Raw genomic sequence first — 22,464 nt, forward strand, 5'->3', positions numbered from 1 at the left:
AGATGCCCGAAACGCGCTCAGCGTGTCAGCAGCGAGCTCGAAAAATCGCGTGATATGCCAGAAAGCATGAACGCTCTCTCTTCGGTCTCCGACCACGAGCTCCGCGAGCGACTTTCGGCCGCCGTGAGCTCGGAGCGGTCGGCGTGCGCCAACGTCATCTTCCACCTGGCAGAGCTCGACCGCCGCAAACTGTACCTGGACGATGCGTGTTCCTCCCTCTTCGCCTACTGCACCGAGCGCCTCGGCTATTCCGAGGACAGCGCGACCAAGCGTGTGCGTGTGGCCCGCCTGGCCCAGCAGTTCCCCCAGGTGCTCGATGACCTCGCCAGCGGCGAGCTCCACCTGACGGGGCTGTTCCTGCTCTCCGGCCACCTGACGGACGACAACGCTGAGCAGCTCCTCGCGGAGGCGCGAGGGAAATCGAAGCGACAGCTCGAAGAGCTCCTGGCGCGGTGGTTCCCGCGACCGGACGTGCCGCCGACCATCACCCCGGTCACGCCCGAGCCGGTGCAGGGGGAGTTGTCCACATGGTCCAGGGCAGGTAACCCGGCTCCGCCGGCCTCGGCGCCTCGCCCTCGCGTCGAGCCGCTCTCGCCGGCGAGCGTTCGCGTGGAATTCACAGCCAGCGTCGCGTTCCGCGACAAGCTCGAGCAGGCCAGGGCTCTGCTCAGCCACAAAGTGCCCAGCGGCGACCCCGCGACGATCCTCGAGCGCGCGCTGGACCTGCTCATCGAGCGGGAGACGAAGCGCCGCTCCGGGGCGGGCAAGCCCCGCAAGCGCCGCGAGACGAAGCCGGGCTCGAGACACGTTCCGGTGGAAGTCGAGAGGGCAGTGCGAGAGCGGGACGGAAACCAGTGTACGTTCACCGACGCCGAGGGGCGACGGTGCTCCGCCAAGCTCTTTCTCACCATCGAGCACATCGACCCGTTCGCGAAGGGCGGGCCCACGACGGTGGACAACTGCTGCTTGCTTTGCAGGCCTCACAACGCCCACCGAGCCCGCCAGGTCTTCGGTGAGGACCACATCCAGAACAAGACCTCGGAGGCGCGCGCGAGGCGAAGACAGAGCACGCCACCGGCGCCACCAGCGCCGACGCCCGCGCCCGAGGGCGGCGTGTCCGAAAAGGTGCTCGGAGCGCTGGTTCGGATGGGGTTCAAGCGAGCGGACGCGCGGCGAGCCGTCGAGCAAGCGCGGCTGCGCGAGGTGGAGCCGCTGCTCGAGCCGATGCTTCGCGCGACGCTCGCCATTCTCACACCCTGAGACGGTTCGGGCACACCCCGACAAAGGGTGTGCTCGGAGTGCCCTCATTGGTCTTTGTCAGCGGCAGCGCCGTGGGCACGCATGCGGACGAAGGAAAGGAGCTCATCTGTGCCTCGAACAGGTCGCACTCAACGCAGAGTCATCGGCATGCTCGTCAAACGCTTCGGCGACGCGCGCCTCGACGAGGTCCGCGACCGCGCAACCCGTACATTTCGTGTTCGGCGCCTCGCGCCAGGTGGCGCTGTCGCGACAAACGCCTCGCTGGGAGCGAACTCCTCCGGCTCGGCCGGACTCTCATTTGACGTCGCTGGGAGCTCGGCAGGTTGCTCGCCAGCGCGCTGCTCGGGATGGTGGCCGGGAGCAGGAGCCTGCGCGAGGTCGAGCAGCTGACCGCGGAGCTCACGCCCGCGGTGCGCGCGAAGCTCGGAATCGCACGTCGTGTTCCGGACACTACGTTGCGGGACGCGCTCGCAGCGCTCGAGCCCGACGACGTCCGCCCGGCGCTGCACGCTGCGACTCGCGCTGCCCAGCGCCGCAAGGCGCTCGAGCCCGATGGCTTACCCTTCGGCGTCGTCTCGCTCGACGGCAAGGCGACCAGCGTGCCTGCCGCCGACGACTTCTTCGCCCAGCGTCAGACGGCGCCGGCCGAGGCGCGCCTGCTCGGCCTGGTCAGGACCGTCACGGCCACGCTGACCAGGGTGGCCTGGAGCCTGACCAGGCCGCCGCCTCCAGCACGGATCTCCACCACGGTCGCTCCGTCGTGCGGCGCATCTACCTCGGTGAAGCCCTTGCCGCGCCGGAAGGTTGGGAGCATCTCAGGACCGTGCTCCGCGTCGAGGTCGAGACGCTCGATTCCAAGGGCGTCCGGGTCGCGAGCGACAACCGCTGCTTCGTTTCCAGCTTGCCGCGCTCTCGACTCAGCGAGGTCCAATGGCTGCTCGTCGTGCGCCGCCACTGGGGCGTCGAGACTGCCCATCAGCTTCTCGATGGCGCCTTCGCCGAGGACCATCATCCGTGGATCGAACAGAACCCGCGAGCCACGGTCGTCGTGATGGTGCTGCGGCGCATCGCATACACGCTGCTCGCGCTCTGGCGCGGGGTGACTTTGCGCAGCGACGAACAGCGTAGGCGGCCCTGGCGCGACCTGATGCGCGACATCTGGCTCTGCACAGTCAAGGCCACCGCAGAGACCCCTCGAAACTCGAGTGACCGCCGGCTCCCGCCGGCGCCTGCGTGAGCGCTCCCAAGGCCTTCGCGCCGACCTGCTCTTTGACAGACTTCGCCTCGATCATTGCCCTCGGGCTCCTGCCCCCGTAGCGGCTCGATGGCGCTTGCTCCTGTGCGGCCCAGGCTCCTCTCTACCGCCCCGTCCCGGGTCACCACTTCCCAGCCGGTGGTGGCGACCCAGTTCGACTCGCGGAGAACCGATCGAGACTGGGCTGGCGCCGGCAGTGCTCGGCCGCTATCCTCCGCGAAGTGAGCGTTGGGCAACGCGGGCGCGGACGGATCTGGGCTCTGATCGGCCTCGGCGCCGCGGTCTACGTCGCCGAAGCGTGCGCGCAAGCGGAGGGCATCGGCGCGGACAACCCACCCGCCGGCGGCGGCGGCAGCGACGCCAGCCTGGGTGGCAGCAGCGGCGCGGGTGGCGCGCCGACGGGAGGTGCCGCGGGAATGGCGAGCGGCGGCGTGGCCGGCGCGGCCGGGAGTCTCACTGGGGGCAGCGCAGGCGCGAGCGGCGGCAGCAGCGGAACCGGCGCGAGCGGTGGCGCTGGTGGAACCGGTGGTGCGACGGGCGGCAGCGGCGGCACGACGGGCGGCAGCGGTGGTGCGACGGGCGGCAGCGGCGGCACGACCGGTGGAACCGGCGGCGCGACGGGCGGCAGCGGCGGCACGACTGGTGGAACCGGCGGCGCGACGGGCGGCAGCGGCGGCACGACCGGGGGCGCGGGTGGAACCGGTGGAGCGACGGGCGGCAGCGGCGGCAGCGGCGGCTGTCCGATCACCACGTACCCGTTCACCGGCTGTCCCACCGGTTGGACGACGGCCGGCAACAACAACGACTGGCAATGCGGCGTGCCGTCCGTCGGCCCGCCCAACGGCGATCACACCGGCGGCGGGCAGTGTTGGGGCACGAAGCTCACCGGCAACGCCAACAACTGCGCGGACTCGACGCTGACCTCGCCCATCCAGAACCTCTCGGCCTACAACGGCCAGGCGTTGCGGCTGAGGTTCTGGCACTTCTACGAGTTCCGCGCGTGTAACCCCAGCGGGTTCTTGTGCGCGCTGCCCTGCGCGCTCGACAAGAGCACGTACTCCGGAGGTGTCGTCGAGGTTTCGACCAACGGTTCGACCTGGACGAAGATCACGCCGACCACGGGCTACAACGGCACCGCCATCGACTGCTACTACCTGGATCCCGAGGCGGGAGCGACCTGTTCGCCGTGCTCGCTCGATGGTCAGGTGGGCTTCGGCGGCGCGACGGCCGGCTGGCAACAAGTGGAGTTCGACATCTCGAGCTACGCCGTCTCGACCTTCCAGTTCCGGTTCCATTTCGCGAGCTACGGCGCGGAGCCGCTCTGCCACCCGAACAAGCCTGGCTGGTACGTCGACGATGTCTCGATCGTGAAGCTCAGCTGTCCCTGAGCGCAGCGCTCAGGCGCGGCTGGAGCTGGCGCGCTTGGCGACGCGACGTTCCGTTCGGCGCCGCTCGACTCCGTCCGGTGGCGGGTTGGCGGCGACGCGCCGTCGATCGACGTGCCGCCGATCGGCCTGCCGGCGCTCCGCGCCTGCGCGCCGGTCGCCCGGAGGCGCGCACTCGCCTCGGAGCTCCGTCAGGGTGAGGGAGCGGCGCCCGGCGATCGCCGCGTGGTTCGCGCACAGCACGACGAAGCCGTCCCGGAGCTTGTGCCTGCGCAGCACGCGCAGGTCGGCGATGCCGCACACCGCGCAGGGCTTGGCCACGGCGTGACCGCGTTGAGCGCGGCGATAGCAGGCTGGGCAGCGACCCCGGCGCGGGCGGTCGGTGGGTCTTCCGCAGGAAACGCAGGTCTGCATGACCCTCCGATTTATCGCGGATAGCGGGCCGAATCTCAAGCCCCTCGGCGGGGCTTTCGCTCGCGGTGCCCAGAGTCGGAATCGAACCAACGACACGCGGATTTTCAATCCGCTGCTCTACCAACTGAGCTATCTGGGCGGGGGAGCGAGCTATTAGCGCACCCGGGGCCGGCTGCGCAATCTTCGGCGCGAGCGAGGCCGAGGTTCAGCGGGTTTTCCTGGCGGTTCTCCTCAGTCCGCCTGGGTTTCACCCGTCATTCCGGCGTCGCCGCGCTCCACGTTCCCGGACGCCACGACCTCGGCCTGGACCTCGAGCCCGACGAAGCGGCACATCCCGCTGAGCGGGTCCAGCGCGGCCGGTCCCGACGCGGCCAGCTCGTTCACGTTCCGGCCGCCGCGCCGGGTGGCGTCGGTCCAGCCGCTCGCCGGATCGTGCCCGAAACCATGCGGGACCGCCACGCTGCCCGAGCCGACGTCGGGATCGACGACGGCGGGCAGCTCGATGCTGCCGGTCTGGGTCGAGAGCCGCAGCCGATCGCCCTCGCAGAGACCCAGCCGTTCGGCATCCGCCGGCGAGACGTGGGCCGAGTGCGTGGCGCTCGGCAGCTTGGGGTTGGCGTGCATCCAGCTGTTGTGGCCCAGGCGATCGCGCTTGGTGAACAGGCGCAGGCTCCGCCGCGGGCGCACGGCGAGCGCCGCCTCGAGCTCGTCGAGTCGCGCGAAGACGTCCTCCGGGAACAGCTCGACCTTGCCCGAAGGGGTGGCGATGCGGCGAGCGAGGAAGTCACCGGGCCGCTCGCGGCGCACGCGTAGGCCGTGGGGGTGCTTGGCGAGCGCGCGGAGCGGCCGCGGACCGAGCAACGGCCAGAGCAGCGGCTCGAGCAAGCGCCGCGGCCCTCCGAGCGCCAACAGGCCGCGGGTGATCAGGTCGAGCGTGCGGCTGCCGTGCAGGTGGAGCCCGGCGGCCTCGGCCAGATCCGACAGGATGCGCCACTCTGGCCGGCGGTCGCCGCCCGGCGGGACGACCGCTTCGGTCCACTGCAAGTACGGCTCGGGCTGGAGCTGCAGGAACGGCAGCGGTAGGTCATCGCGCTCCAGGAAATCCGTGCAAGGCAGGACGTGAGTGCCGTGCGCGGCGGTGTCGTTCACGAAGAGGTCCAGGCAAACGCACAGCTCGAGCGCGCCCAGGGCCTGCCGCATGCGCAGGCTGTCCGGGGCGCTCGACAGCGGATTGCCGGAGACGACCACCAGCGCGCGGATCTGCTCCGGTCCCGGGGTCAGGATTTCGTCCGCCAAGATCCCGGTGGGCAGCGCGCCCAAGACCGGCGAGAAGCCTCCGATGCGGCTCGTCCAGGCCGGCTCCCGGTCGACGCCGAGGCGCCGCGCCAGGGCCGCGGTGTCGAAGGCGCCTCGCGGCACGAGCGCGCCGCCTGCGCGATCGAGGTTCCCGGTCGCGAGCTCCAGGGCGATCTTGGCCGCGTAGGCCAGGTTGCCGAAGCTGCCCTGGTTCACGCCGGTCGAGACATGGCAGAACGCCCCGCCCGCCGCCGCGAACGCCCGCGCGACGTCCCGCGTGCGCTCTGGCGGGATGCCGGTGAGGGCCGCGATGCGCTCGGGCGAGAAGCGCGCGACCGCGCGGCGGAGTGCCTGCGTGCCGAGGGCGTGTGCGCCGAGGCAGCGCGCGTCTTCGAGGCCCTCGGCGAACACGACCTGCAAGAGCGCGAGCAGGAACGCGGCGTCCGTGTCCGGCACTATGGGCAGGTGCTCTCCCACCAGGCGCGCCGTCTCGGTCCGGCGAGGGTCGACGACGACGACGCGTCCACCGCGCTGGACGATCTCGCCCAGGCGCTCGACGAAGCGCGGGGCGTGAACGAAGGAGCTCTGGCTCACCGCGGGGTTCGTGCCGCACAGCAGCGCGAAGCGAGCTCGATCGAGATCTGGCACCGGATGAGTCATGGCGGACCCGAGCATGCGTCGCGCCACCACGAACTTGTTGTTGCAGTCCAGGGAGCTTGCGGTGAAGAAGTTCCGCGTGCCGAGCGCCTTCACGAACGCCTGGGTGAAGAGCGGCGGCGCGTAACCGAAGGCCGCGGGGTTGCCCATGTACACGGCCACCGAGTGGGGTCCGTGCTCGCTCCGGATGCGCGCGAGCCGAGAGCCGGCGTCCGCGAGCGCCCGCTGCCAGCTCGTGGGGACGAGCGCGCCCCCGTCCCGCACCAGGGGTGCATCCAGACGATCGGGGCTCGAGTGGAGAGCGCCGAACCGAGTGCCTTTGGCGCAAGCGAAGCCCTTGGACACCACGTGCTCGGGATCCGGCCGGAGCCCGAGCAGCCGATCGCCGTCCACGTCGGCGAGCAGGCCGCAGCACGCCTCGCAAATTCGGCAGTAGGTCGTGCGTGTCTCGAGCACCGAGCCCTCCCAGGTGGACGGATAGTGCCCGAGAAGGGCCGCCTTGGCGATGACGGCTCCTGGAGTTCTGATATCCTGCCGCTCCCTTGGCGAGCCTGGCACCTGGAAGTGGAGCGAACCCCTATTCGAGCGAAGCGTACCTGCATCAGCTCCTGGCCAAAGCGATCGCGGCGGGCGCCCGCGACGTCCACCTGAAGGTCGGCCAGCCGCCGGGCGCGCGGGTCCGTGGCTCGCTCGTCTATTTCCGCCTCGACCGCATCCGGCCGCAGGACACCGAGGCGGCGGCCCGCCACATCATCCGCGACCCTGCGGTGCGGGACGATCTCTCGCATCTCTCCGAGTACGACACGTCCTACGCGGCCCCGAACATCGGGCGCTTTCGCGTCAACATCTACCGGCAGCGCGGCACCCTGGCCATCGTGATGCGCGCCATCCCGTTCGAAATCCCGACGCTGGAAGACCTGCGCGCGCCGCGAGCCTGCAAGGAGCTCGCCGAGCGTGACCGCGGCCTGGTCTTGGTGGTCGGCGCCGCCGGCAACGGCAAGAGCACGACGCTGGCCGCGATGATCTCGCACATGAACCACGCCATGTCGCGCCACATCGTCACCATCGAGGACCCGATCGAGTACCTGCACGGCGACGATCGCTGCTCGGTCAGCCAGCGTGAGCTGAACCTCGACACGCCCAGCTTCGCCGACGCGCTGCGCGCTTCGCTCCGCCAGGACCCGGACGTGATCCAGGTCGGCGAGATCCGCGACTCCGAGACCATGGAGATCGCGCTCAAGGCCGCGGAGACGGGCCACTTGGTGCTCTCCACGCTGCACACGCCGGACGTCTCGCGCACCATGAACCGCGTCGTGGCGCTGTCCGGGGGCGATCCCAGCGAGGTGCGCGAGCGCCTGGGAGACGTGCTCCAGGGCGTGGTGGCGCAGCGGCTCCTGCCGCGGGCGGACAGTCAGGGGATGGTGCTCTGCGCCGAGGTGCTGGTCGCCACGGGCATCGTGCGCGAGTCGATCAAGCGCCCGGCGAACAACCCGCCGCTGAAGGACCTGATGGAGGGTGGTGACATGTACGGAATGCAGACCTTCGAGATGGCCGTGAAGGCCATGCTGCGCGAGGGCCTGGTGGACAAGGACACCGCCCGCTCCGCCATCGGATTCTGAGGCGGCTCAGGCTCGGGTTTCAAGACGGCGCAAGTCGAGTCAGACCTTCGTCGCGATTACGAACAGATCGCCGACGTTCAAGTAGACCGAGCGAGCGAGCCGGCGCTCGAGACCGAGGGCCCGAGCGGCGCGGCGCGCGCCCGGGGCGAGCTTGGTCGAGAGCTCGTCCAAGGACCAGTGGTGACCGAGCGAGCCGCGGCGCTGCTCTTCGAAGCCCACCCGCGCGAGCAGGCGCGCCAGCGAGCCTGGGCTGAAATACCAGAGGTGCTCCGGCGGTGTGTAGTGGGGCCAGCGAGGTCCGAGCAAGCGCGCGAGCGGGCTCCCCACGTTGGGCGTGAGCAGGGCCAATACCCCGCCGGGCTCGAGCAACGAACGTGCTCCCGCGAGCGCCGCCTCGGGATCCACGAAGTGCTCGAGCGAGTCGAGGAAGGTGACGGCAGAGAAGCGGGCCTGGTCGAACAGGCCCGGCTCGAAAGCCGAGCGTCGGACGTCGAGCCCGAGCTCGTCACGGGCGTGGCGGCTCATCTCGGGAGACAGCTCGACGCCGGTCACGGAGAAGCCGCGCGCGCGCGCCTCGTCCAGGAAGAAGCCGGCGGCGGCGCCTACGTCCAGTATGCGGCCGCCGGGCGGGAGCAGCGGCTCGAGCTCGGCGAGCACGCGTCGAGCCAGGCGCCGGTGGTTGTCCTCGTGGGCGACGTAGTCGAGATAGTAGCCTGCTCCCTGGAAGTAGCTGGCGTCCGTGTACAGCCCGCTGACCTCGTCCTGCCGCGGTCGTGGCCAGGAGAGGCCCACGCCGCAGCCGCGGCAGCGCAGGATGGCGAAGCCCCCGACGCTGAAGCGCGACACGAGGCTCGGCGAGCGGCACACGGGGCAGGCGGGCAGCACGGAGGTTCGAGACAAGGGGGCCGCCGATGATATGCTGAAGCTCGATGCGGCTCCGCACTTTGCCGACGGCAGCGCTCGTGCTGCTGGTCCCCGGGGCGTGCAGCTTGAGCCATCACCTGGACGACCTGAAGGGGCAGGACGCCGGGGTCGCGAGCGGCGGCAGCGCCGGCGCGCCCGGCGACGCCGGCAGCGACGCGCCGGTGGAGCCCGAGCCGGTGTTGCCGCTCGCAGCGCTCGCCGCCGGTGGCCAACACGGCTGCGTGCTCGACGGCGCGGGGGACGTCTTCTGCTGGGGGTCCAACCTGAACGGGCAGCTCGGCAGCGGCGAGCTCGGCGGCAAGCGCGGCAAGCTCGGGCGCGCGCTCTTGCCCGAGAAGGCCAAGGCGATCGCCTGTGGCGGACGGCACAGCTGCGCAATCGGGGTCTCCGGAACGGTCTACTGTTGGGGCGGCGGCTCCGATGGGCAGCTCGGCAGCGGCAGCTCTGACTCGCCGACGCCGACCGCGGTGCCCGGCCAAGAAGCACTGGTCGCGGTTTCCGCCGGCGCGAATCACACCTGCGCGCTGTCGCAGACCGCGGTGACGTGCTGGGGCGACAACGCCCGCGGGCAGCTCGGTGTGGCGGATCCGACCGCAGCGGGCCCCGAGACCGTGCCGCTCGCCGCCGGGGCGCTCGCTCTGGGCGCGCTCCACAGCTGCGCCCTCGGCCAGGGCAAGGTCTGGTGTTGGGGTGCGAACGAGAGCGGCCAGGTCGGAGAGCCGGGGCTTCAGGACCAGAAGGCGCCACACTTGGTGGACCTCGGGACGGCCGTTCCGGCACGCCTCGCGGCCGGAGGACGCCACAGCTGCATCGTCGCCACCGACGACAGCGTGCTCTGCTGGGGCAGTAACGCAAAAGGCCAGCTCGGCCTGGGCACCAGTGGAGCGGCGCCAGTCGCGCCATCTCAGGTGCCTGGCTTGGCCGCGAAGGAGCTCGCCCTCGGCGACGCTCACAGCTCTGCCGTGACCACGGTCGGCGCAGCCGCCTGTTGGGGCGACGACGCCGCCGGGCAGATCGGCAACGGCGACGTCACCGCTCCCGTGCTCCAGCCCTACCTGCATTCGCTCGGCGACGTCTCGGCGGTCGCGGCCGGCACCGCGTTCACCTGTGCGCTCACCGGTGGGGGCCAGGCGCTCTACTGCTGGGGCGACAACAAGACCCAGCAGATGGGCGAGAGCGCGGAGCAGAGCGAGCCCGCGCCGGTGAAGCTCCTCTGAGCTCTCAGGCCTCGCCGCGACCGAGCGCGGTCTCGTAGGCGTCGATGGTCTCGGCGGCGGGGCCGTCGAGGGCCAGCTCGCCGCGTCGGATCCAGAGCGCGCGATTGCAGAGCTCGCGAGCCACCGGCAGATCGTGCGTCACGATTACCAGCGTACGCCCCTCGCTGCCGAGCTGGCGCAGGCGCGCCAGGCACTTCTGTTGGAAGGCCCCGTCACCCACGGCCAGGACCTCGTCCACCAAGAGCACGTCGGCGTCCACGTGCATCGCGACCCCGAAGCCAAGGCGCGCGAGCATGCCGCTGGAGAAGTGGCGCACCGGGACGTCCTCGAACTCGCCGAGGTCGGCGAACGCCAGGATCTCCTTCAGGCGCTCCTCGCAGTCTTCACGAGGCACGCCGAGCAAGCTGGCGTTGATGTAGGCGTTCTCGGTCGCGTTCATGTCGGGCTCGAAGCCGACGCCCAGCGCCAGGACCGGGGCCACGCGACCGCGCACCGAGACCTTGCCCGCGGTCGGGTAGCTCGCCCCGGCCAACAAGCGCAGGGTGGTGCTCTTGCCGCTGCCGTTGGTGCCCAGCACGGCCAGCCGCTCGCCGGGCCGCGCGCTGAAGGAGAGCTTCTTCAGCGCCCAGAACCAGTCGCGCTCGCTGAGCTCTCGGGTCCGCCCCATCAGCATGTCCCGCAGCAAGAACGGCTTGATGTGCTGGCGGCGGTAGGCCTTGTCGACCGCCTCGAACACGATGCACGGCTCGGGCTCAGACATGGTCGGCGATTTCCGTCTCGAAGCGCCGGTAGATGAGCACACCCACGACCAAGAGGCCCAGGCACGACAGCGCCGCGGCGCCCAGCACGCTCCCGGGCGGAAAGGCACCCTTCAGGATCACGTCGCGGATGCAGTGGATCAGCGACGCCATCGGGTTCAAGAGCATGGCCTGCTTCCAGAGACCCGGCAGGCGGTCGATGGGGTAGGCGATGGGCGTCGCCCAGAACAACACCACCAGCGCCGAGTTCACGATGTACCCGACGTCGCGGAACACCACGTTGAGCACGGCCGAAATCAACGCCAGTCCCAGCCCCAGCGCGACCAGGAGCACGACGACCAGCGGCAGCACCAAGAGCGCGAAGGAGACGTGGAACGCCTCCGGGTAGAAGGCGATCAGCGGCAGCAGGGACAAGGCGGCGAAGCCCAGGTTGAACACGTGCGAGAAGACCGTGCCGCTCGCCACCACGTAGGCTGGCACGCTCGTGTGCTTGATCACCGCGGAGTGGTGCAAGAAGCAGGTCGTGCCGTCCGTCCAGGCGTGGGAGAGGAAGTGCCAAGGCACGAGACCCAGCATCAAGAACACGGGATAGGCCGTCAGGTCGCTGGGGAAGGCGATGCCGAAGAACACGCTCATCACGATCATCAAGATGGTCGGGTTGGCCATGGGCCAGAGCAGTCCCAGGGCCTGCGCTCGGTAGGTGGCGCGGAAGCGCCCGAGCGTGAACACCTCGAGGGCGTGCTGGTGTTGGCGGAGCTCGCGCACGAAGCGCCGGAGGCGCACCACCGGGCCCGCCCGGCGCGGCTCGTCGCCGTGGGTCGTTCCCGACCGCGTGCGATGACGGAAGAGCAGCGCCTCTTGCATCGTCTCGCCGATTCTTAGGCGGGATCGGACGCGGTATACAATCGTCCTCGTGCTGGTCCCGGTTCCTGGCTTCTCCGAGCTTCCCTGGCGCTCCCGCGCGCGCGCTCTGGGGCTCGCGGCGCTTCAGCTAGGAGCGAGCCACCTGCCCGTGTCGTTCGCGATCGCGCTCTTGCCCGGCGCCGCGCACCGGCGGCTCCGCCGGCTCGCGGCCCCGCTGCGCGTCCCGCTTGCCCGGCCGCGCGCGAGCATCGAAGTCGGCCGCGCGCTCGCTGCGCTCGCCGACGCGCGCGTCCCGGTCGCGCTGGCGCCGGAGGTCAGCATCGTCGTGCCGACGGCGGGAGCCGTCCGCTGGCTCGAGCTGTGCCTTCGCGCGGTGGCCGCCTTTACCCGGCCGGGCAGCTACGAGGTCGTGGTGATCGATGACGCAACGCCGGATGCCGGAGCGGTGGCGGCGATCGTCGCGGCGCACCCGGGCGCTCGGCTCGCGCGCAGTGACCAGCGCCGCGGCTTCGCCGCCAGCGTCAACGCGGGGGTGGCGCTCTGCCGGGCGGGGTCCATCGTGGTGTTGAACGACGACGTGGTGGTCACGCCGGGTTGGCTCGACGCGCTCCTCGCGCGCCTCCGCGCCGACCCGCGCGTCGCCTGGGTGGGTCCGGTCAGCAACGACACGGGCGACGAGGCCAGCGTCGGCGCCGACTACTCGACCCTGGAAGAGCTCCTGGCCTTCGCGTCGCGGGCGAGCGGTCCGCCGCGCGAGGTCGAAAAGCTCGCCCTTTACTGCGCCTTGCTAGATCGCGCCGCGTTCGAGACGGTCGGAGGGCTCGACCAGGGCTACCGGCGCGGCATGTTCGAGGACGACGACCTGGCAATGGCGCTCGGGGCCCGCGGCAAGCGCGTGCTGCTGGCGCCCGAGGTCTTCGTGCACCACGCGGCGGGTACGACCCTGCGCGCGCTGTCGCCGTTCGAGTATTTCGCCACCTTCGAGCTGAACCGGCGCCGCTTCGAGCAGCGCTGGCAGGTGCGCTGGCGCGTGCGGGAAGGGCAGGCTTAGCGGTGGTCAGCGTCGTCGTCCCCGTCTACAACGGCGCGCGTCAGGTGCGTGCTTCACTCGAGGCGATCGCGGGCTACCTGCGCGAGCTGCCGGGCGAGCACGAGATCGTGGTCGTGGACGACGGCAGCCGGGATGGGACGCCGGACGTCGTGCGCGGCGTGCAGGACGCGCTGGGCATCTCGCTGCGCTTGATCGAAACTCGCGAGAATCGCGGCAAGGGATTCGCCGTGCGCCGGGGGCTCTCGGAGGCCCGCGGTGAGCTCTCGATCTTCACCGACGCGGATCTGGCCTACCCGGTCGAGAACTTCACTCGTGTGCTGGACGCACTGGAGAGCGGCGCCGACCTCGCCATCGCGAGTCGAGTCCATCCGGAGAGCCGCTACGTCACGTCGCCGCGCTTCTTCCGGCGCATCTACACCCGACACTCCATCGGTCGCGCCTTCAACCTGCTCACGCGGCTCACCTTGGTCCCCGGCATCCACGACACGCAGGCCGGGCTCAAGGGGTTCCGGGCGCCTGCCGTCGAGGCGCTCTTGCCGCACCTCACGCTGGACCGCTTCTCGTTCGACGTCGAGCTGCTGATGGTGGCCCGCCGATTGGGGCTCGCGATCGCCGAGGTGCCCGTCACCTTCGAGTACCAGAGCGAGCCGAGCACATTGGAGCTCGGCTCGGACAGCGCGCGCATGCTGGGCGACGTGATCCGGGTGCTGGCCCGGCGGCTCTCGGGGCGCTACCCGGGCTGACGGTTTGCTGCGCTGCAACAAATTTCCTTGACCAGGCCTCTGTATCGTGCAAATAGGCCGGAATGCTCCTGTTGCGATGCAACAGCAGGAGCCCCGAGGAGCTGAGCATGCAGGCGCACGAGACCCCGACCCCCCCCGCCGCGGCGACGCCGCCCTTCGCCGATCCCACGCCGCTTGGGCTGATCTCCCTGGCCGTGGCCTGCGCGGCCCTCTTGCCCCTGGCCTTCGGGGTGACCAGCAGCCGCGCGGCGCTGGAGACCGGCGCGGTGTTCTGCATCCTGTTCGGCTGTGGAGGCCAGCTCCTGGCGGGCGTCCTGAACCTGTCCAACAAGAACCTGCTCGGCGGCACGGTGTTCACCGCCTTCGCCTTCAACTGGGCGGTCAACGCTTGGGTGCTCTGGGCGCTCAGCCGGGGGACCGCGCCGGATCACCACGTCCTGTTGGCGACGGAGGCGGCCTCGCTGGTGCTCTTCGTTCCGCTCACCTATGCGTTCGGCTTCCACTCGAAGATCCTGTTCGCGTTCCTCTTGGACATCGACGTGCTCTACGTGCTCAAGCTCGCCCGCGGCTACGGGCACGTCTCGGGCCTCGAGCTGCCGATCGCGCTGACCACGCTGGTGCTCGGCGCCATCGCCCTCTACATCGCTCTCGCGATGCTGGTGAACCCGGTCGTCGGGCGCGCGGTGTTCCCGGTGCCGGGACCGCTGTTCGGCTTGCGCCGGGCCGCCGCGCCCGAGACCAGCGTCGCCGTCCAGAGCGTGGCCGCCTGAATCGGGTCAGGCGTCGCCGAACCGGCTGGGCTCGACGCCGTGACGCGCCAGCAGCGCGCGAAAGGCAGCGCTCTCGAGCACGCGCAGCTCGTCCTGCCGAGCGCGGGCTCCGAGCCCACCGCCGCCGTCGGCCTCGCCCGGCCCCGCGAGCGGGTGCAAGACCCACTCGGCGGCGCCGTCGAGCCGCTCGAGCGTGCGCGTGAAAGCGTCGAGCGCGTCGCCCCCCGCCGCATCGAGCCCCAGGCAGGGCAGGCTGCGGAGCGCGACGCCACGCGCGCGCGCCCGGCCCACGAAGGCGCGCCCGAGGGCGTTCAGCGTGGCGCCCCGCGCCGACCACTCGGGGCTCGCCGGTACGCGCAGGTGAAGCGCCGGCAGCTCGCGCGCGAGCTCGAGCACGGCGTCGCGGATGATCGGGAAGACGTGGGCGTGGTGGTGGCCGTTCAAGTGCGTCGGCTCGACGCCGAGCGCGCGCAGGCGCGCGAGCTGTGCGCGCACCTCCCGCGTCACCGCATCGAGCCGAGGCCGCCCGAGCGCCGTGCTGACGAGGGCCCGCGGCAGGCCGTGGAAGCGCCCGCTCGGGTCGGTCAGGCCCTCGATCGGGCCGGACAGCGCGCGACCGTAGGTGAACGAGACGTGCAGGCCGATGCCTGGGGCGTCGCTCTGCCTCGCCACGCGCGCGAGCGCCGCCGTCTCCCCGCCACCCGTCACGCACAGACTCACCTCGCGCACGATGCCCGTGGCCGCGGCGCGCAGGATCCCCTCGTCTCGCTCCGGACCCATGCCCAAGTCGTCCGCGCAGAACACGACGCGCGTCATGGCAGCTCGGCGGAAATGACCGCGGACAGCGGCGTCGCGACGCGGCACGCCCGCACCTCGAGGCCGAGCCGCTCGAGCGTGCCGGCGAGGGTCTGGACGTCGAACAGGCGCACGCGGACGCCCCTGCGTGAGTGGTAGGCGCGATACAGTCGCCCGCACGGCGTCTGGGTCGGGTAGAGCAACACCAGCCGGCCACTGGGGGCGAGGTGCGCGACCAGGCGCGAGAGCACCCGAAGCGGTTCCGGGCAGAACTCCAGCGCTCCGGCGCAGAGCACTTTGTCGAAGCGCTCGGGAAGGTCGAGATCGCCGAGGTCGGCGACGCTGGCATCGACCCCGCGATCGCGCGCGGCCTCGACCATGCGCGGCGACAGGTCCACGGCGCGAACGCGGAGGCCGAGCGCGACGAGTCGTACCGCGTACGAGCCGGGGCCGGAGCCCGCGTCGAGCAGGCTCTCTCCGCGCCGCGGCTCGAGCAGCGCGCGCACGACCCGCCACTCGCGCGCGCGCAGGACCCCGAGCGGACCGCGGGAAAAGCGCCGCGCGTATTCGCCAGCTGCGCGGTCGTAGTGCTCCCGGACGGCGTCCACGTCCGGCATTGTGTACAGGAATTCGCCCGTGAGCTAAACGGCTCGGCACATGGATCCCCAGACCACCGGCGCGACCTTTGCGTTGCTGGTCGTGTTCGAGGCGCTGCGGCTGGCGCTGCGCGGGCTCCTGGTCGTGCTCGTGGTCCACTTCCTGCGCGCGGCCTGGGCCGCGCTCAGGCGACGCCCGCCGGTCACGCCCAAGGCGCCGGGGAGCTGGCCCAGCGTCACGGTGCAGCTGCCGCTGAAGAACGAATACTACGTGGTGGAGCGCGTGATCCGCGCCGCCTGCGCCCTCGACTACCCGCGAGACAAGCTCGAGATCCAGGTGCTCGACGACTCCACCGACGAGACGAAGGAGCGAGCCCGCGAGTTGGTGGACGAGCTCTCCGCCCAGGGACTCAGCATCGTTCACCTGCACCGGGCCCGCCCGAGCGGCTTCAAGGCCGGCGCGCTGAACCACGGCCTCGAGAGCGCCAAAGGCGAGTTTCTGGCGATGTTCGACGCCGATTGCGTACCGCCGCGGGATTTCCTGCGCCGGGTCATCCCGCACTTCGAGGATTCCGCCGTGGGCTGCGTGCAGGTGCGCTGGGGGTTCCTCAATCGCCAGCACTCGCTCCTGACGCGCCTACAGGCCATCGTGCTCGACGGACTGTTCGTGGTGGACCAGCACGCACGCGCCAGCTCGCGCCTGCCCCTGCAGTTCAACGGCACCAACGGCGCGTGGCGTCGCAAGGCCATCGACGCGGCCGGGGGCTGGAGCCCCGAGATCCTGGCAGAGGACGCCGACCTGTCGTTCCGCGCCTTCCTCGCTGGCTACCGCGTACTGCACATGAGCGACTACGCGGTGCCCACCGAGGTGCCGGAAGACATGGCGGCGTTCCGCGCACAGCAACGCCGCTGGGCCCTCGGTTCGGCGCAGATGCTCCGGACGCTGGGCGCGCGCATCTTGCTGGCCAAGGTGCCGGCGCGGGCCAAGCTGATGATGTTCATGCACCTCGGCAGGCACGCGATCGATCCGCTGATCTTGCTCGCCTGCCTGACCTCGCCGTTCACCACCCTCTGGGGCATGCCTTTCTTGGTGGACTACGGCACGTTCTGGAACGCGGGCCTGGTGGCGCTGGTGCTCCTGAGCAGCCTGATGTTCTACGGCACGGCGCTCGCGCGGGGCGGGTCCAAGGTGACCGAGACGCTGCTCGTGCCGCTCATCTTGCCGTTGGCCATGGGGATGTCGCTGCTCTACACCGTCGCCTTCTTCAGCGGCATCTGCGCCCGCGGCGGCTCCTTCGTCCGCACTCCCAAGGCGGGCAGCGAAGGAGGCACCAGGCAAGGGCCGCGTTATCTGGCCCCGCGTGACCCGCTGGTGCTGTTCGAGCTCGCGCTCGGCGCAGCGCACGGATACTTCGCGTGGTTGGCGCTCGAGCAGGGGATTCACGCCTACACCTTCTTCTTCGGGCTCGTCTCGGCGAGCTTCGGCTGGGTCGGGCTCGCCACTCTGGCCAGCCGCGGGGTGGGGGAGAAGGCTCAGTCCACGAGCACGCGGTAGGCCCGGTGGTGCGCGAACACTGGCGCGACGACAGAGTCGTCGAACGCCGGGTGCCGGCCGAGCGCGCGCACGAGCTCGCTCGGTGGGTCTCCTCCGTAAGGGAAGCTGTCGGCGGGGTAGACGAAGCGCGGGCTCGGGGCCGGTAGGCGGAGGTGCAGCCGGTCGCGCAGCTCTTGGGCCAGCGTGGCTCCCGGCTGGACGAACAAGTCGGGCCACCAGGGACAGTCCACCCATGCCCGCTCGCGGATGCGCCCGAGGCGCTCGAGCTCCGGCACGAGCCGGCTCGCGAGGGTCGTCTCGTGCTGGTACTGCCGCGGGGCGCGGGGACCGCGCTCGAGGAGCGAGAGCGCCCTGGACACGAACGCCCCGTAGCTGAACGGGTAGGTCACGAACACGACCAGCTCGCGGGCCCGAGCGGCCAGCATGCCGAGGTGGGCTCGCCAGTTCTCGACGTGGGGCAGGCCGTTGAAGTCGAGCACCAAGTCGAAGCGCTCGTCCGGCAGGCGCTCGCCTTGGAACAGCGTCAGGCGGTCGAGCGCGCCGGCGTGGCGATACGCCGCCGCCACCGCGTCCAGGGCTCGGGCATCGGACGCACATACCGTGACGCGGCAGCCGCGGCGCGCCAGGGGCAGGAGATGGAGCCCGCCGATGCCCGCGAACCCGTCCACCGGCCCCTCGGCGGCAGTTGCCACGCCACCCTCGAACCAGCGGGCTAAGCGGCGGTATATCGCCAGCCTTTCGTAGGCGGTCCCGAGCCCGATGTCACGGTCCGGCGGCGCTTTCGACATCTGGGTCGGATTCAGGGTATCATCTGAACAGTGGCCCCATCGAGAGACTCGCTTTGGTTCGGGCTGTTCGCGATCGTAGTCGCGGCCTGCAGCTCGAGTAGTGACAACGACGTCGGCGACGACATCCCCAAGCCGACCTCCTGCACGACGGTGAAAGACTGCCCGAAGGGGACGGCCTCGTGCATCGAGGGCTTCTGCGTGGCGCAGGGCTGCATCGACAACGACGGCGACAAGGCGGGCGTCGGCCCCGGCTGTACCGTCTACGACTGCGACGACGACGATCCGACCATCCCGTCCGGTGCCGAGGTCTGCGACAACGGCAAGGACGACGACTGCAACAGCTCGATCGACGAAGGATGCCCCTGCAAGGACGGCGCCGGCGCCACGCTGCCGGATGGCTCGACCCAGCCCTGCGGCGGCTCCGGCGACTGCGGCGGCACCCAGACCTGCACCAACGGCACGTGGGAGGCCGAGTGCAAGGGCGCCAAGACGCCGGCCACCAGCGAGACCTGCGGCAACGACGTGGACGAGAACTGCGACGGCCAGAAGGACGAGGGCTGCTGTCCCGCCGGTGAGAAGCCGTGTCCCGGCTTTGCGGTCTGCAGCTCCAACGGTTTGTGCAACTGAGGCCCGCCGCGGCGGTTCGTCGTCTGGTGTGCGCGGCGGCGATCACACTGGTCGCCTCGGCGTGCTCGTTCACCACGGACCTCGACCGCCTCAAAGGGGAGCCTGCGGACGCTGGGGGGGAGGCGGCGCCGAAGTGCGAAAAAGGCGTGGACTGCCTGGGCTGCGCCGCTTGCGAGAGCTGGTGCCAGTGCACTGCGTTGCCGTCGGCCTACGAGGGCTGCGTCGCCAACTGCTACGACGCGGGCGCGTTCTGAGACTGCGAAGCTCTGCGTCGACTCACCTGGACCCGTTGCCGGTCCTGGTCTATCTCCACGCTCGATGTCCGACGGCTTCCGCCATGACTACACCCGGGCCGAGGTCCGCGCGATCCACGACCTGCCGCTGTTCGAGCTGATCGACCGCGCCCGCGCGGTGCACCTCGCGCACCACCCTCAGTCGGAGGTGCAGCTCTGCACCTTGCTCAGCGTCAAGACCGGCGGTTGCCCCGAGGACTGCGCGTATTGCCCGCAGTCCGCCCACTACAAGACCCCCGTGGACCGCGAGCAGATGCTCAGCGTCGACGAGGTCGTCGCCTCGGCCAAGCGTGCACGCGAGGTCGGCGCAACCCGCCTGTGCATGGGCGCTGCGTGGCGCGAGGTGAAGGAAGGACCGGCCTTCGAGCAGGTGCTGGAGATGGTCCGGCGCGTGAAGGCCGAGGGCCTCGAGACCTGCGTCACCTTGGGCATGCTGAGCGCCGAGCAGGCGCTGCGGCTGAAACAGGCGGGCCTCGACGCCTACAACCACAACCTGGACACATCGCCGGAGTTCTACCGCTCCATCGTCACGACGCGCGCGTTCGAGGAGCGCCTGGCGACCCTCGGGCACGTCCGCGCGGCGGGCATCACGGTCTGCACCGGCGGCATCATCGGCATGGGCGAGGGCGTCGAGGACCGCGCCGCCATGTTGGTCGAGCTCTCGCGCCTCGATCCCCATCCAGAGAGCGTGCCCATCAACGCGCTGGTGCGCGTGCCCGGGACTCCGCTCGAGAGCCTGCCGCCGATCGATCCGCTGGAGCTGGTGCGAATGATCGCCACCGCGCGCATCCTGATGCCGCGCTCGCGGGTTCGCCTGTCGGCCGGGCGCTCGGAGCTGGGACGCGAAGCACAGCTTCTCTGCATGTACGCCGGCGCCAACAGCATCTTCTACGGTGAGAAGCTCCTGACCACTCCGAATCCAGGCCCGGACGAGGACACTGATTTGCTCCGGAGCGCCGGGCTGACCGCGCTGCCGGCGTAGTCGCTGAGCCTCTCCAGGTGCGTGACCCAGAGGGTGCGGACCACGCGCCCCCCGCGCACGACGTTCGCCTCGCGGACGCTGCGCACGACGCGGCCCGGCAGCTCACGCTCCGGGTCGAGCGCGAAGCGGCTGTCGTGAACGTAGAGGACGTGGCGTGCGGAAGCCCAGCGGGCCCGAGGCAGCCAGCCGTCGAAATCGTCGCGGCGCGGGCCGTTGCAGCCCACGAGCGCGCGCCGCCCCAGGTGGGCGTGCGCTTGGGCGCACACGATCCAGTGCGGGCCGACCACCACGACGCTGCCACCGCCCTCGCGCCGAGCGGCCTCGAGGCTCTCGTCCAAGAGCAGCGCGCCGGGCTTCCAAGAGTACAGGTCGTTGGCCAGATCGTAGCGCGCGCGGTACGCGTCGCCGAGCAGGCGCGGGGCGAGGGGCGTGCGGATCCAGAGCCAGGCGAAGGCGACCACGGTGACGCCGGTGTAGACGGAGGCTCGGGAGAGCCTCGGCCCCACCGCCTCCGCGCGCCCGAGGTGGACGGCGAGCGCGAGGTAGGCCGGCGCGAACCAGTGCGGCTCCGCCACCCGCGACCAGAGGCAGATGCCGCCGAGCGGCAGCGCGACGAGCACCGTGCACCAGAACAGCAGCGCGCTCACGGCGTCCTCCCGGCGTCGGCGAAACAGGTCCCGGGCGACGAGAGCAGCGCCGACCAGGAACGGAGGCGTGAGGTAGGCGAGCTGTCCGCCCAGGAACGCGCCCAGGTTCCGGAGCGAGAAGCCCGAGGCGGTCTGAGTGGCGATCAAACGGTGGCGCGCCATCGGCCAGCCCTCGCTGAGCTCGTAGTGGAGCACCTTGGCCATCAACACCAGCGCGACGGCGAGCGCTCCCCAGGGCGCGAGCGTGCGGTAGCGGGAGCGCAGACCCGGGCCGAGCGAGGCGGCGAAGAGGCCGAGGCCGAGCAGCAGTCCGCTGACCTTCGCCAGCGTCGCGAGCCCGACCAGCGCGCCGACGCCGAGCGTGTACAAGAGCGCGCGGAAGCTCTGGGCGGGAGCGCGGGCTGCCATGGCGGCGAGCGCGAGGGCGCCGAGCCAACAGAGCGCCAGCGGCAGGTCGGGGGTCAGCCCGAAGAGCCCGATAGCGAGCTCCGGCACCCAGGTGAGCGCCAAGACGACGCCGAGCGCGCCGCGCGTCGTGGCGCCGGCGGCGCGGCTGGCGAAGCCTGCCACCCACGGCACGAGCCCCGCCGCGCAAGCCGTGACGAGGTGCGCCTCGAGCGGGCTCGGCGCGCCGCCGCGACCGATCAGGCGCGCGATCGAGCCGACCAGACCCGGATGATCCAGGTAGGCGGGTTGCGGGTGGAGCGCGTAGCTCGCGTACAACGCCTCGGCGTCGCCGAACCCCGTGCCCCACGCGACGTGCAGGCGAACCGCGCCGAGCGCCAGCGTCGACAGCAGCGCCAGAGCCCAGGGCGCTCGGTCGCTCGGCGTCATGACAGCCACGGCGCGAGGAGCCGGGCCACGTGCGCCGAGCTCTCCGGTCGCTCGCCGGGGCACAGCCGGGCCTTGACGTCGCGGCAGGCACGCACGAACGCCGCGCGCTCGTCCAGCAGCCGACCGGCCTCCTCGGCCAGGTTGTCCGCGGTGAAGGCCGACTGAAGGAGCTCCGGGAACACGCGCTCGCCGAGCACCAGGTTCGGCAGGCCCACCATCTCGACCGAGAGCAGACGCTTGGCCACGAGCTCGGTCAGCGGCCCGGCGCGGTAGCCGATGACCGGGGGCACCTCGGCAGCGACGCACTCGAGCGTGACGCTGCCGCTGGCCGCGAGCGCCACGTCGAACGCGGTGAGCACGCCGGGTGCGCTCGACTCGATCACCGAGACACCGGCCGCCGCCGAGCGGCGAGCGACCTCGTCGGCGACGCTGCGGGTGAGCGACGGCGCGACGATCACCCGGGCGTCGAGGGCGCCGCGGTCGGCTCGCAGGATGGCGAGCGCCTCCAGCATCGGCCCGAGGTGACGCGACACTTCGTGGGGCCTGCTCCCGGGCAGGATGGCCAAATATTCGGCCCACGGGGCCAGTCCCAGGCGCTCGCGCACGGCCTCGCGGCTGGCGGGGCTGCGCTCGAGGGAGGGGTGACCGACGAAGTGGGCGTCCACCCCGTAGCTGCGCCACAGCGCCTCCTCGAACGGCAGCACCACGGCCATGCGATCGACGGCGCGGCCGAGGCCCGGCGCGCGGCCGCTGCGCCACGCCCAGATCTGAGGCGGCGCGTACCAGAGCACGCGCACCCCGAGCGCGCGCAGGCGGGGTCCGAGCCAGGCGTTGAACTCGGAGTAGCCGACCAAGAGGGCCGCGCGAGCGTGGCGCGCCTTCGACTCCGCGAGCAGCTTGCGCGCTGCCAGGACGATCGCTGGGGCCCGCGCCACCACCGAGCCGATCCCCATGGCGGTGAGCGAGGCGAGATCGACCAGCAGCTCCGCGCCCGCCGCGCCGAGCGCGCGGCCCCCCAGGCCAAAGGCCGGCGAGCCGAGGCGGCGCACGACCGGCGCCGCCATGGCGTCGCCCGAGCCTTCTCCAGCCGAAACCAGGAGCGTCACGGTCGAAAAGAGCTCCGTTTCCCGCCGC

At 71.2% G+C, this 22,464-nt stretch carries 23 protein-coding genes and 1 tRNA gene; 12 read left to right on the forward strand and 12 right to left on the reverse strand.

Going from position 1 to position 22,464, the window contains the following annotated elements; translation table 11 throughout:
- Positions 1 to 66 precede the first annotated feature (66 nt).
- Positions 67 to 1,260 (forward strand): HNH endonuclease, encoded by a 1,194-nt coding sequence (locus tag HS104_09375; protein ID MBE7480180.1) that lies wholly within the window; start codon positions 67 to 69, stop codon positions 1,258 to 1,260.
- 631 nt (positions 1,261 to 1,891) lie between these two features.
- Here the strand turns inward: HS104_09375 and HS104_09380 are convergent.
- Positions 1,892 to 2,074 (reverse strand): hypothetical protein, encoded by a 183-nt coding sequence (locus tag HS104_09380; protein MBE7480181.1) that lies wholly within the window; start codon positions 2,072 to 2,074, stop codon positions 1,892 to 1,894.
- A 9-nt stretch (positions 2,075 to 2,083) separates the two neighbouring features.
- Between HS104_09380 and HS104_09385 the strand changes: the two genes are divergently transcribed.
- Together HS104_09385 and HS104_09390 are read left to right on the forward strand one after the other, a co-directional pair.
- A complete protein-coding gene (locus HS104_09385) occupies positions 2,084 to 2,497 on the forward strand; it encodes a hypothetical protein (protein MBE7480182.1) in 414 nt (137 codons plus the stop codon).
- Positions 2,498 to 2,736: 239 nt separating this feature from the next.
- Positions 2,737 to 3,903 (forward strand): hypothetical protein, encoded by a 1,167-nt coding sequence (locus HS104_09390; protein MBE7480183.1) that lies wholly within the window; start codon positions 2,737 to 2,739, stop codon positions 3,901 to 3,903.
- Between the two features lie 9 nt (positions 3,904 to 3,912).
- Here HS104_09390 and HS104_09395 read toward each other — a convergent pair whose 3' ends face one another.
- The 3 genes from HS104_09395 to HS104_09405 all read right to left on the reverse strand — a co-directional run bounded on the left by HS104_09395 (position 3,913) and on the right by HS104_09405 (position 6,723).
- Complete coding sequence (locus HS104_09395; protein MBE7480184.1) at positions 3,913 to 4,221, reverse strand: hypothetical protein; 309 nt, start codon at positions 4,219 to 4,221, stop codon at positions 3,913 to 3,915.
- 159 nt (positions 4,222 to 4,380) lie between these two features.
- Positions 4,381 to 4,453: transfer RNA gene (locus HS104_09400), tRNA-Phe, on the reverse strand.
- Positions 4,454 to 4,545: 92 nt separating this feature from the next.
- Complete coding sequence (locus tag HS104_09405; protein MBE7480185.1) at positions 4,546 to 6,723, reverse strand: molybdopterin-dependent oxidoreductase; 2,178 nt, start codon at positions 6,721 to 6,723, stop codon at positions 4,546 to 4,548.
- Positions 6,724 to 6,818: 95 nt separating this feature from the next.
- Between HS104_09405 and HS104_09410 the strand changes: the two genes are divergently transcribed.
- Positions 6,819 to 7,886 carry a PilT/PilU family type 4a pilus ATPase gene (locus HS104_09410; GenBank protein ID MBE7480186.1) on the forward strand — a complete coding sequence of 356 codons (1,068 nt, stop codon included), beginning with the start codon at positions 6,819 to 6,821 and terminating at the stop codon, positions 7,884 to 7,886.
- A 39-nt stretch (positions 7,887 to 7,925) separates the two neighbouring features.
- On the opposite strand, the gene HS104_09415 is transcribed toward HS104_09410, so the two are convergent.
- Positions 7,926 to 8,786, reverse strand: coding sequence for a class I SAM-dependent methyltransferase (locus tag HS104_09415; GenBank protein ID MBE7480187.1), 861 nt, complete (start codon positions 8,784 to 8,786; stop codon positions 7,926 to 7,928).
- Positions 8,787 to 8,815: 29 nt separating this feature from the next.
- On the opposite strand from HS104_09415, the gene HS104_09420 reads away from it, so the two are divergent.
- Complete coding sequence (locus tag HS104_09420; GenBank protein ID MBE7480188.1) at positions 8,816 to 10,027, forward strand: hypothetical protein; 1,212 nt, start codon at positions 8,816 to 8,818, stop codon at positions 10,025 to 10,027.
- Between the two features lie 4 nt (positions 10,028 to 10,031).
- Here the strand turns inward: HS104_09420 and HS104_09425 are convergent, their stop codons facing one another.
- A complete protein-coding gene (locus HS104_09425) occupies positions 10,032 to 10,787 on the reverse strand; it encodes an ABC transporter ATP-binding protein (GenBank protein MBE7480189.1) in 756 nt (251 codons plus the stop codon).
- Entirely contained in the window at positions 10,780 to 11,649 is an 870-nt protein-coding gene (locus HS104_09430; GenBank protein ID MBE7480190.1) for an ABC transporter permease, read from the reverse strand. The genes HS104_09425 and HS104_09430 overlap by 8 nt, the downstream gene beginning before the upstream one ends.
- 49 nt (positions 11,650 to 11,698) lie before the next feature.
- On the opposite strand from HS104_09430, the gene HS104_09435 reads away from it, so the two are divergent.
- The 3 genes from HS104_09435 (at position 11,699) to HS104_09445 (ending at position 14,213) form a co-directional block, all read left to right on the forward strand.
- Positions 11,699 to 12,700, forward strand: coding sequence for a glycosyltransferase (locus HS104_09435; GenBank protein ID MBE7480191.1), 1,002 nt, complete (start codon positions 11,699 to 11,701; stop codon positions 12,698 to 12,700).
- A 2-nt stretch (positions 12,701 to 12,702) separates the two neighbouring features.
- Positions 12,703 to 13,443 carry a glycosyltransferase family 2 protein gene (locus tag HS104_09440; GenBank protein MBE7480192.1) on the forward strand — a complete coding sequence of 247 codons (741 nt, stop codon included), beginning with the start codon at positions 12,703 to 12,705 and terminating at the stop codon, positions 13,441 to 13,443.
- A gap of 62 nt (positions 13,444 to 13,505) precedes the next feature.
- Entirely contained in the window at positions 13,506 to 14,213 is a 708-nt protein-coding gene (locus tag HS104_09445) for a hypothetical protein (protein MBE7480193.1), read from the forward strand.
- Between the two features lie 6 nt (positions 14,214 to 14,219).
- Here HS104_09445 and HS104_09450 read toward each other — a convergent pair whose 3' ends face one another.
- Both HS104_09450 and HS104_09455 read right to left on the reverse strand, forming a co-directional pair.
- A complete protein-coding gene (locus tag HS104_09450; protein ID MBE7480194.1) occupies positions 14,220 to 15,029 on the reverse strand; it encodes a ChbG/HpnK family deacetylase in 810 nt (269 codons plus the stop codon).
- On the reverse strand, positions 15,026 to 15,625 hold the full coding sequence (locus HS104_09455) for a methyltransferase domain-containing protein (protein ID MBE7480195.1): 600 nt from the start codon (positions 15,623 to 15,625) through the stop codon (positions 15,026 to 15,028). Before HS104_09455 ends, HS104_09450 begins: the two co-directional genes overlap by 4 nt.
- 40 nt (positions 15,626 to 15,665) lie before the next feature.
- Here HS104_09455 and HS104_09460 point away from each other — a divergent pair, with 40 nt between their 5' ends.
- Positions 15,666 to 17,159, forward strand: coding sequence for a glycosyltransferase (locus HS104_09460; protein ID MBE7480196.1), 1,494 nt, complete (start codon positions 15,666 to 15,668; stop codon positions 17,157 to 17,159).
- Here HS104_09460 and HS104_09465 read toward each other — a convergent pair.
- On the reverse strand, positions 17,138 to 17,851 hold the full coding sequence (locus HS104_09465) for a hypothetical protein (GenBank protein MBE7480197.1): 714 nt from the start codon (positions 17,849 to 17,851) through the stop codon (positions 17,138 to 17,140). The genes HS104_09460 and HS104_09465 overlap by 22 nt on opposite strands.
- A gap of 126 nt (positions 17,852 to 17,977) precedes the next feature.
- On the opposite strand from HS104_09465, the gene HS104_09470 reads away from it, so the two are divergent.
- The 3 genes from HS104_09470 (at position 17,978) to bioB (ending at position 19,849) form a co-directional block, all read left to right on the forward strand.
- Entirely contained in the window at positions 17,978 to 18,574 is a 597-nt protein-coding gene (locus tag HS104_09470) for a hypothetical protein (protein ID MBE7480198.1), read from the forward strand.
- Complete coding sequence (locus tag HS104_09475) at positions 18,565 to 18,828, forward strand: hypothetical protein (GenBank protein MBE7480199.1); 264 nt, start codon at positions 18,565 to 18,567, stop codon at positions 18,826 to 18,828. Before HS104_09470 ends, HS104_09475 begins: the two co-directional genes overlap by 10 nt.
- 64 nt (positions 18,829 to 18,892) lie before the next feature.
- Positions 18,893 to 19,849, forward strand: a complete 957-nt coding sequence (gene bioB / locus HS104_09480) for a biotin synthase BioB (protein ID MBE7480200.1) — start codon at positions 18,893 to 18,895, stop codon at positions 19,847 to 19,849.
- On the opposite strand, the gene HS104_09485 is transcribed toward bioB, so the two are convergent.
- Complete coding sequence (locus HS104_09485; GenBank protein MBE7480201.1) at positions 19,756 to 21,339, reverse strand: glycosyltransferase family 39 protein; 1,584 nt, start codon at positions 21,337 to 21,339, stop codon at positions 19,756 to 19,758. The genes bioB and HS104_09485 overlap by 94 nt on opposite strands.
- Positions 21,327 to 22,436: a lipid-A-disaccharide synthase gene (gene lpxB / locus HS104_09490; protein ID MBE7480202.1), complete on the reverse strand. Its 1,110-nt coding sequence runs from the start codon at positions 22,434 to 22,436 to the stop codon at positions 21,327 to 21,329. Before lpxB ends, HS104_09485 begins: the two co-directional genes overlap by 13 nt.
- Positions 22,437 to 22,464 lie beyond the last annotated feature (28 nt).

This window comes from Polyangiaceae bacterium (genome assembly GCA_015075635.1).
Lineage (GTDB): Bacteria > Myxococcota_A > Polyangia > Polyangiales > Polyangiaceae > JADJKB01.

Coding starts and splice junctions, on each gene's coding strand:
- HS104_09375 (MBE7480180.1), top strand. CDS start 67: ATGAACGCTCTCTCTTCGGTCTCCGACCACGAGCTCCGCGAGCGACTT.
- HS104_09380 (MBE7480181.1), bottom strand. CDS start 2,074: ATGCTCCCAACCTTCCGGCGCGGCAAGGGCTTCACCGAGGTAGATGCG.
- HS104_09420 (MBE7480188.1), top strand. CDS start 8,816: ATGCGGCTCCGCACTTTGCCGACGGCAGCGCTCGTGCTGCTGGTCCCC.
- HS104_09425 (MBE7480189.1), bottom strand. CDS start 10,787: ATGTCTGAGCCCGAGCCGTGCATCGTGTTCGAGGCGGTCGACAAGGCC.
- HS104_09430 (MBE7480190.1), bottom strand. CDS start 11,649: ATGCAAGAGGCGCTGCTCTTCCGTCATCGCACGCGGTCGGGAACGACC.
- HS104_09445 (MBE7480193.1), top strand. CDS start 13,506: ATGCTCCTGTTGCGATGCAACAGCAGGAGCCCCGAGGAGCTGAGCATG.
- HS104_09450 (MBE7480194.1), bottom strand. CDS start 15,029: ATGACGCGCGTCGTGTTCTGCGCGGACGACTTGGGCATGGGTCCGGAG.
- HS104_09455 (MBE7480195.1), bottom strand. CDS start 15,625: ATGCCGGACGTGGACGCCGTCCGGGAGCACTACGACCGCGCAGCTGGC.
- HS104_09460 (MBE7480196.1), top strand. CDS start 15,666: ATGGATCCCCAGACCACCGGCGCGACCTTTGCGTTGCTGGTCGTGTTC.
- bioB (MBE7480200.1), top strand. CDS start 18,893: ATGTCCGACGGCTTCCGCCATGACTACACCCGGGCCGAGGTCCGCGCG.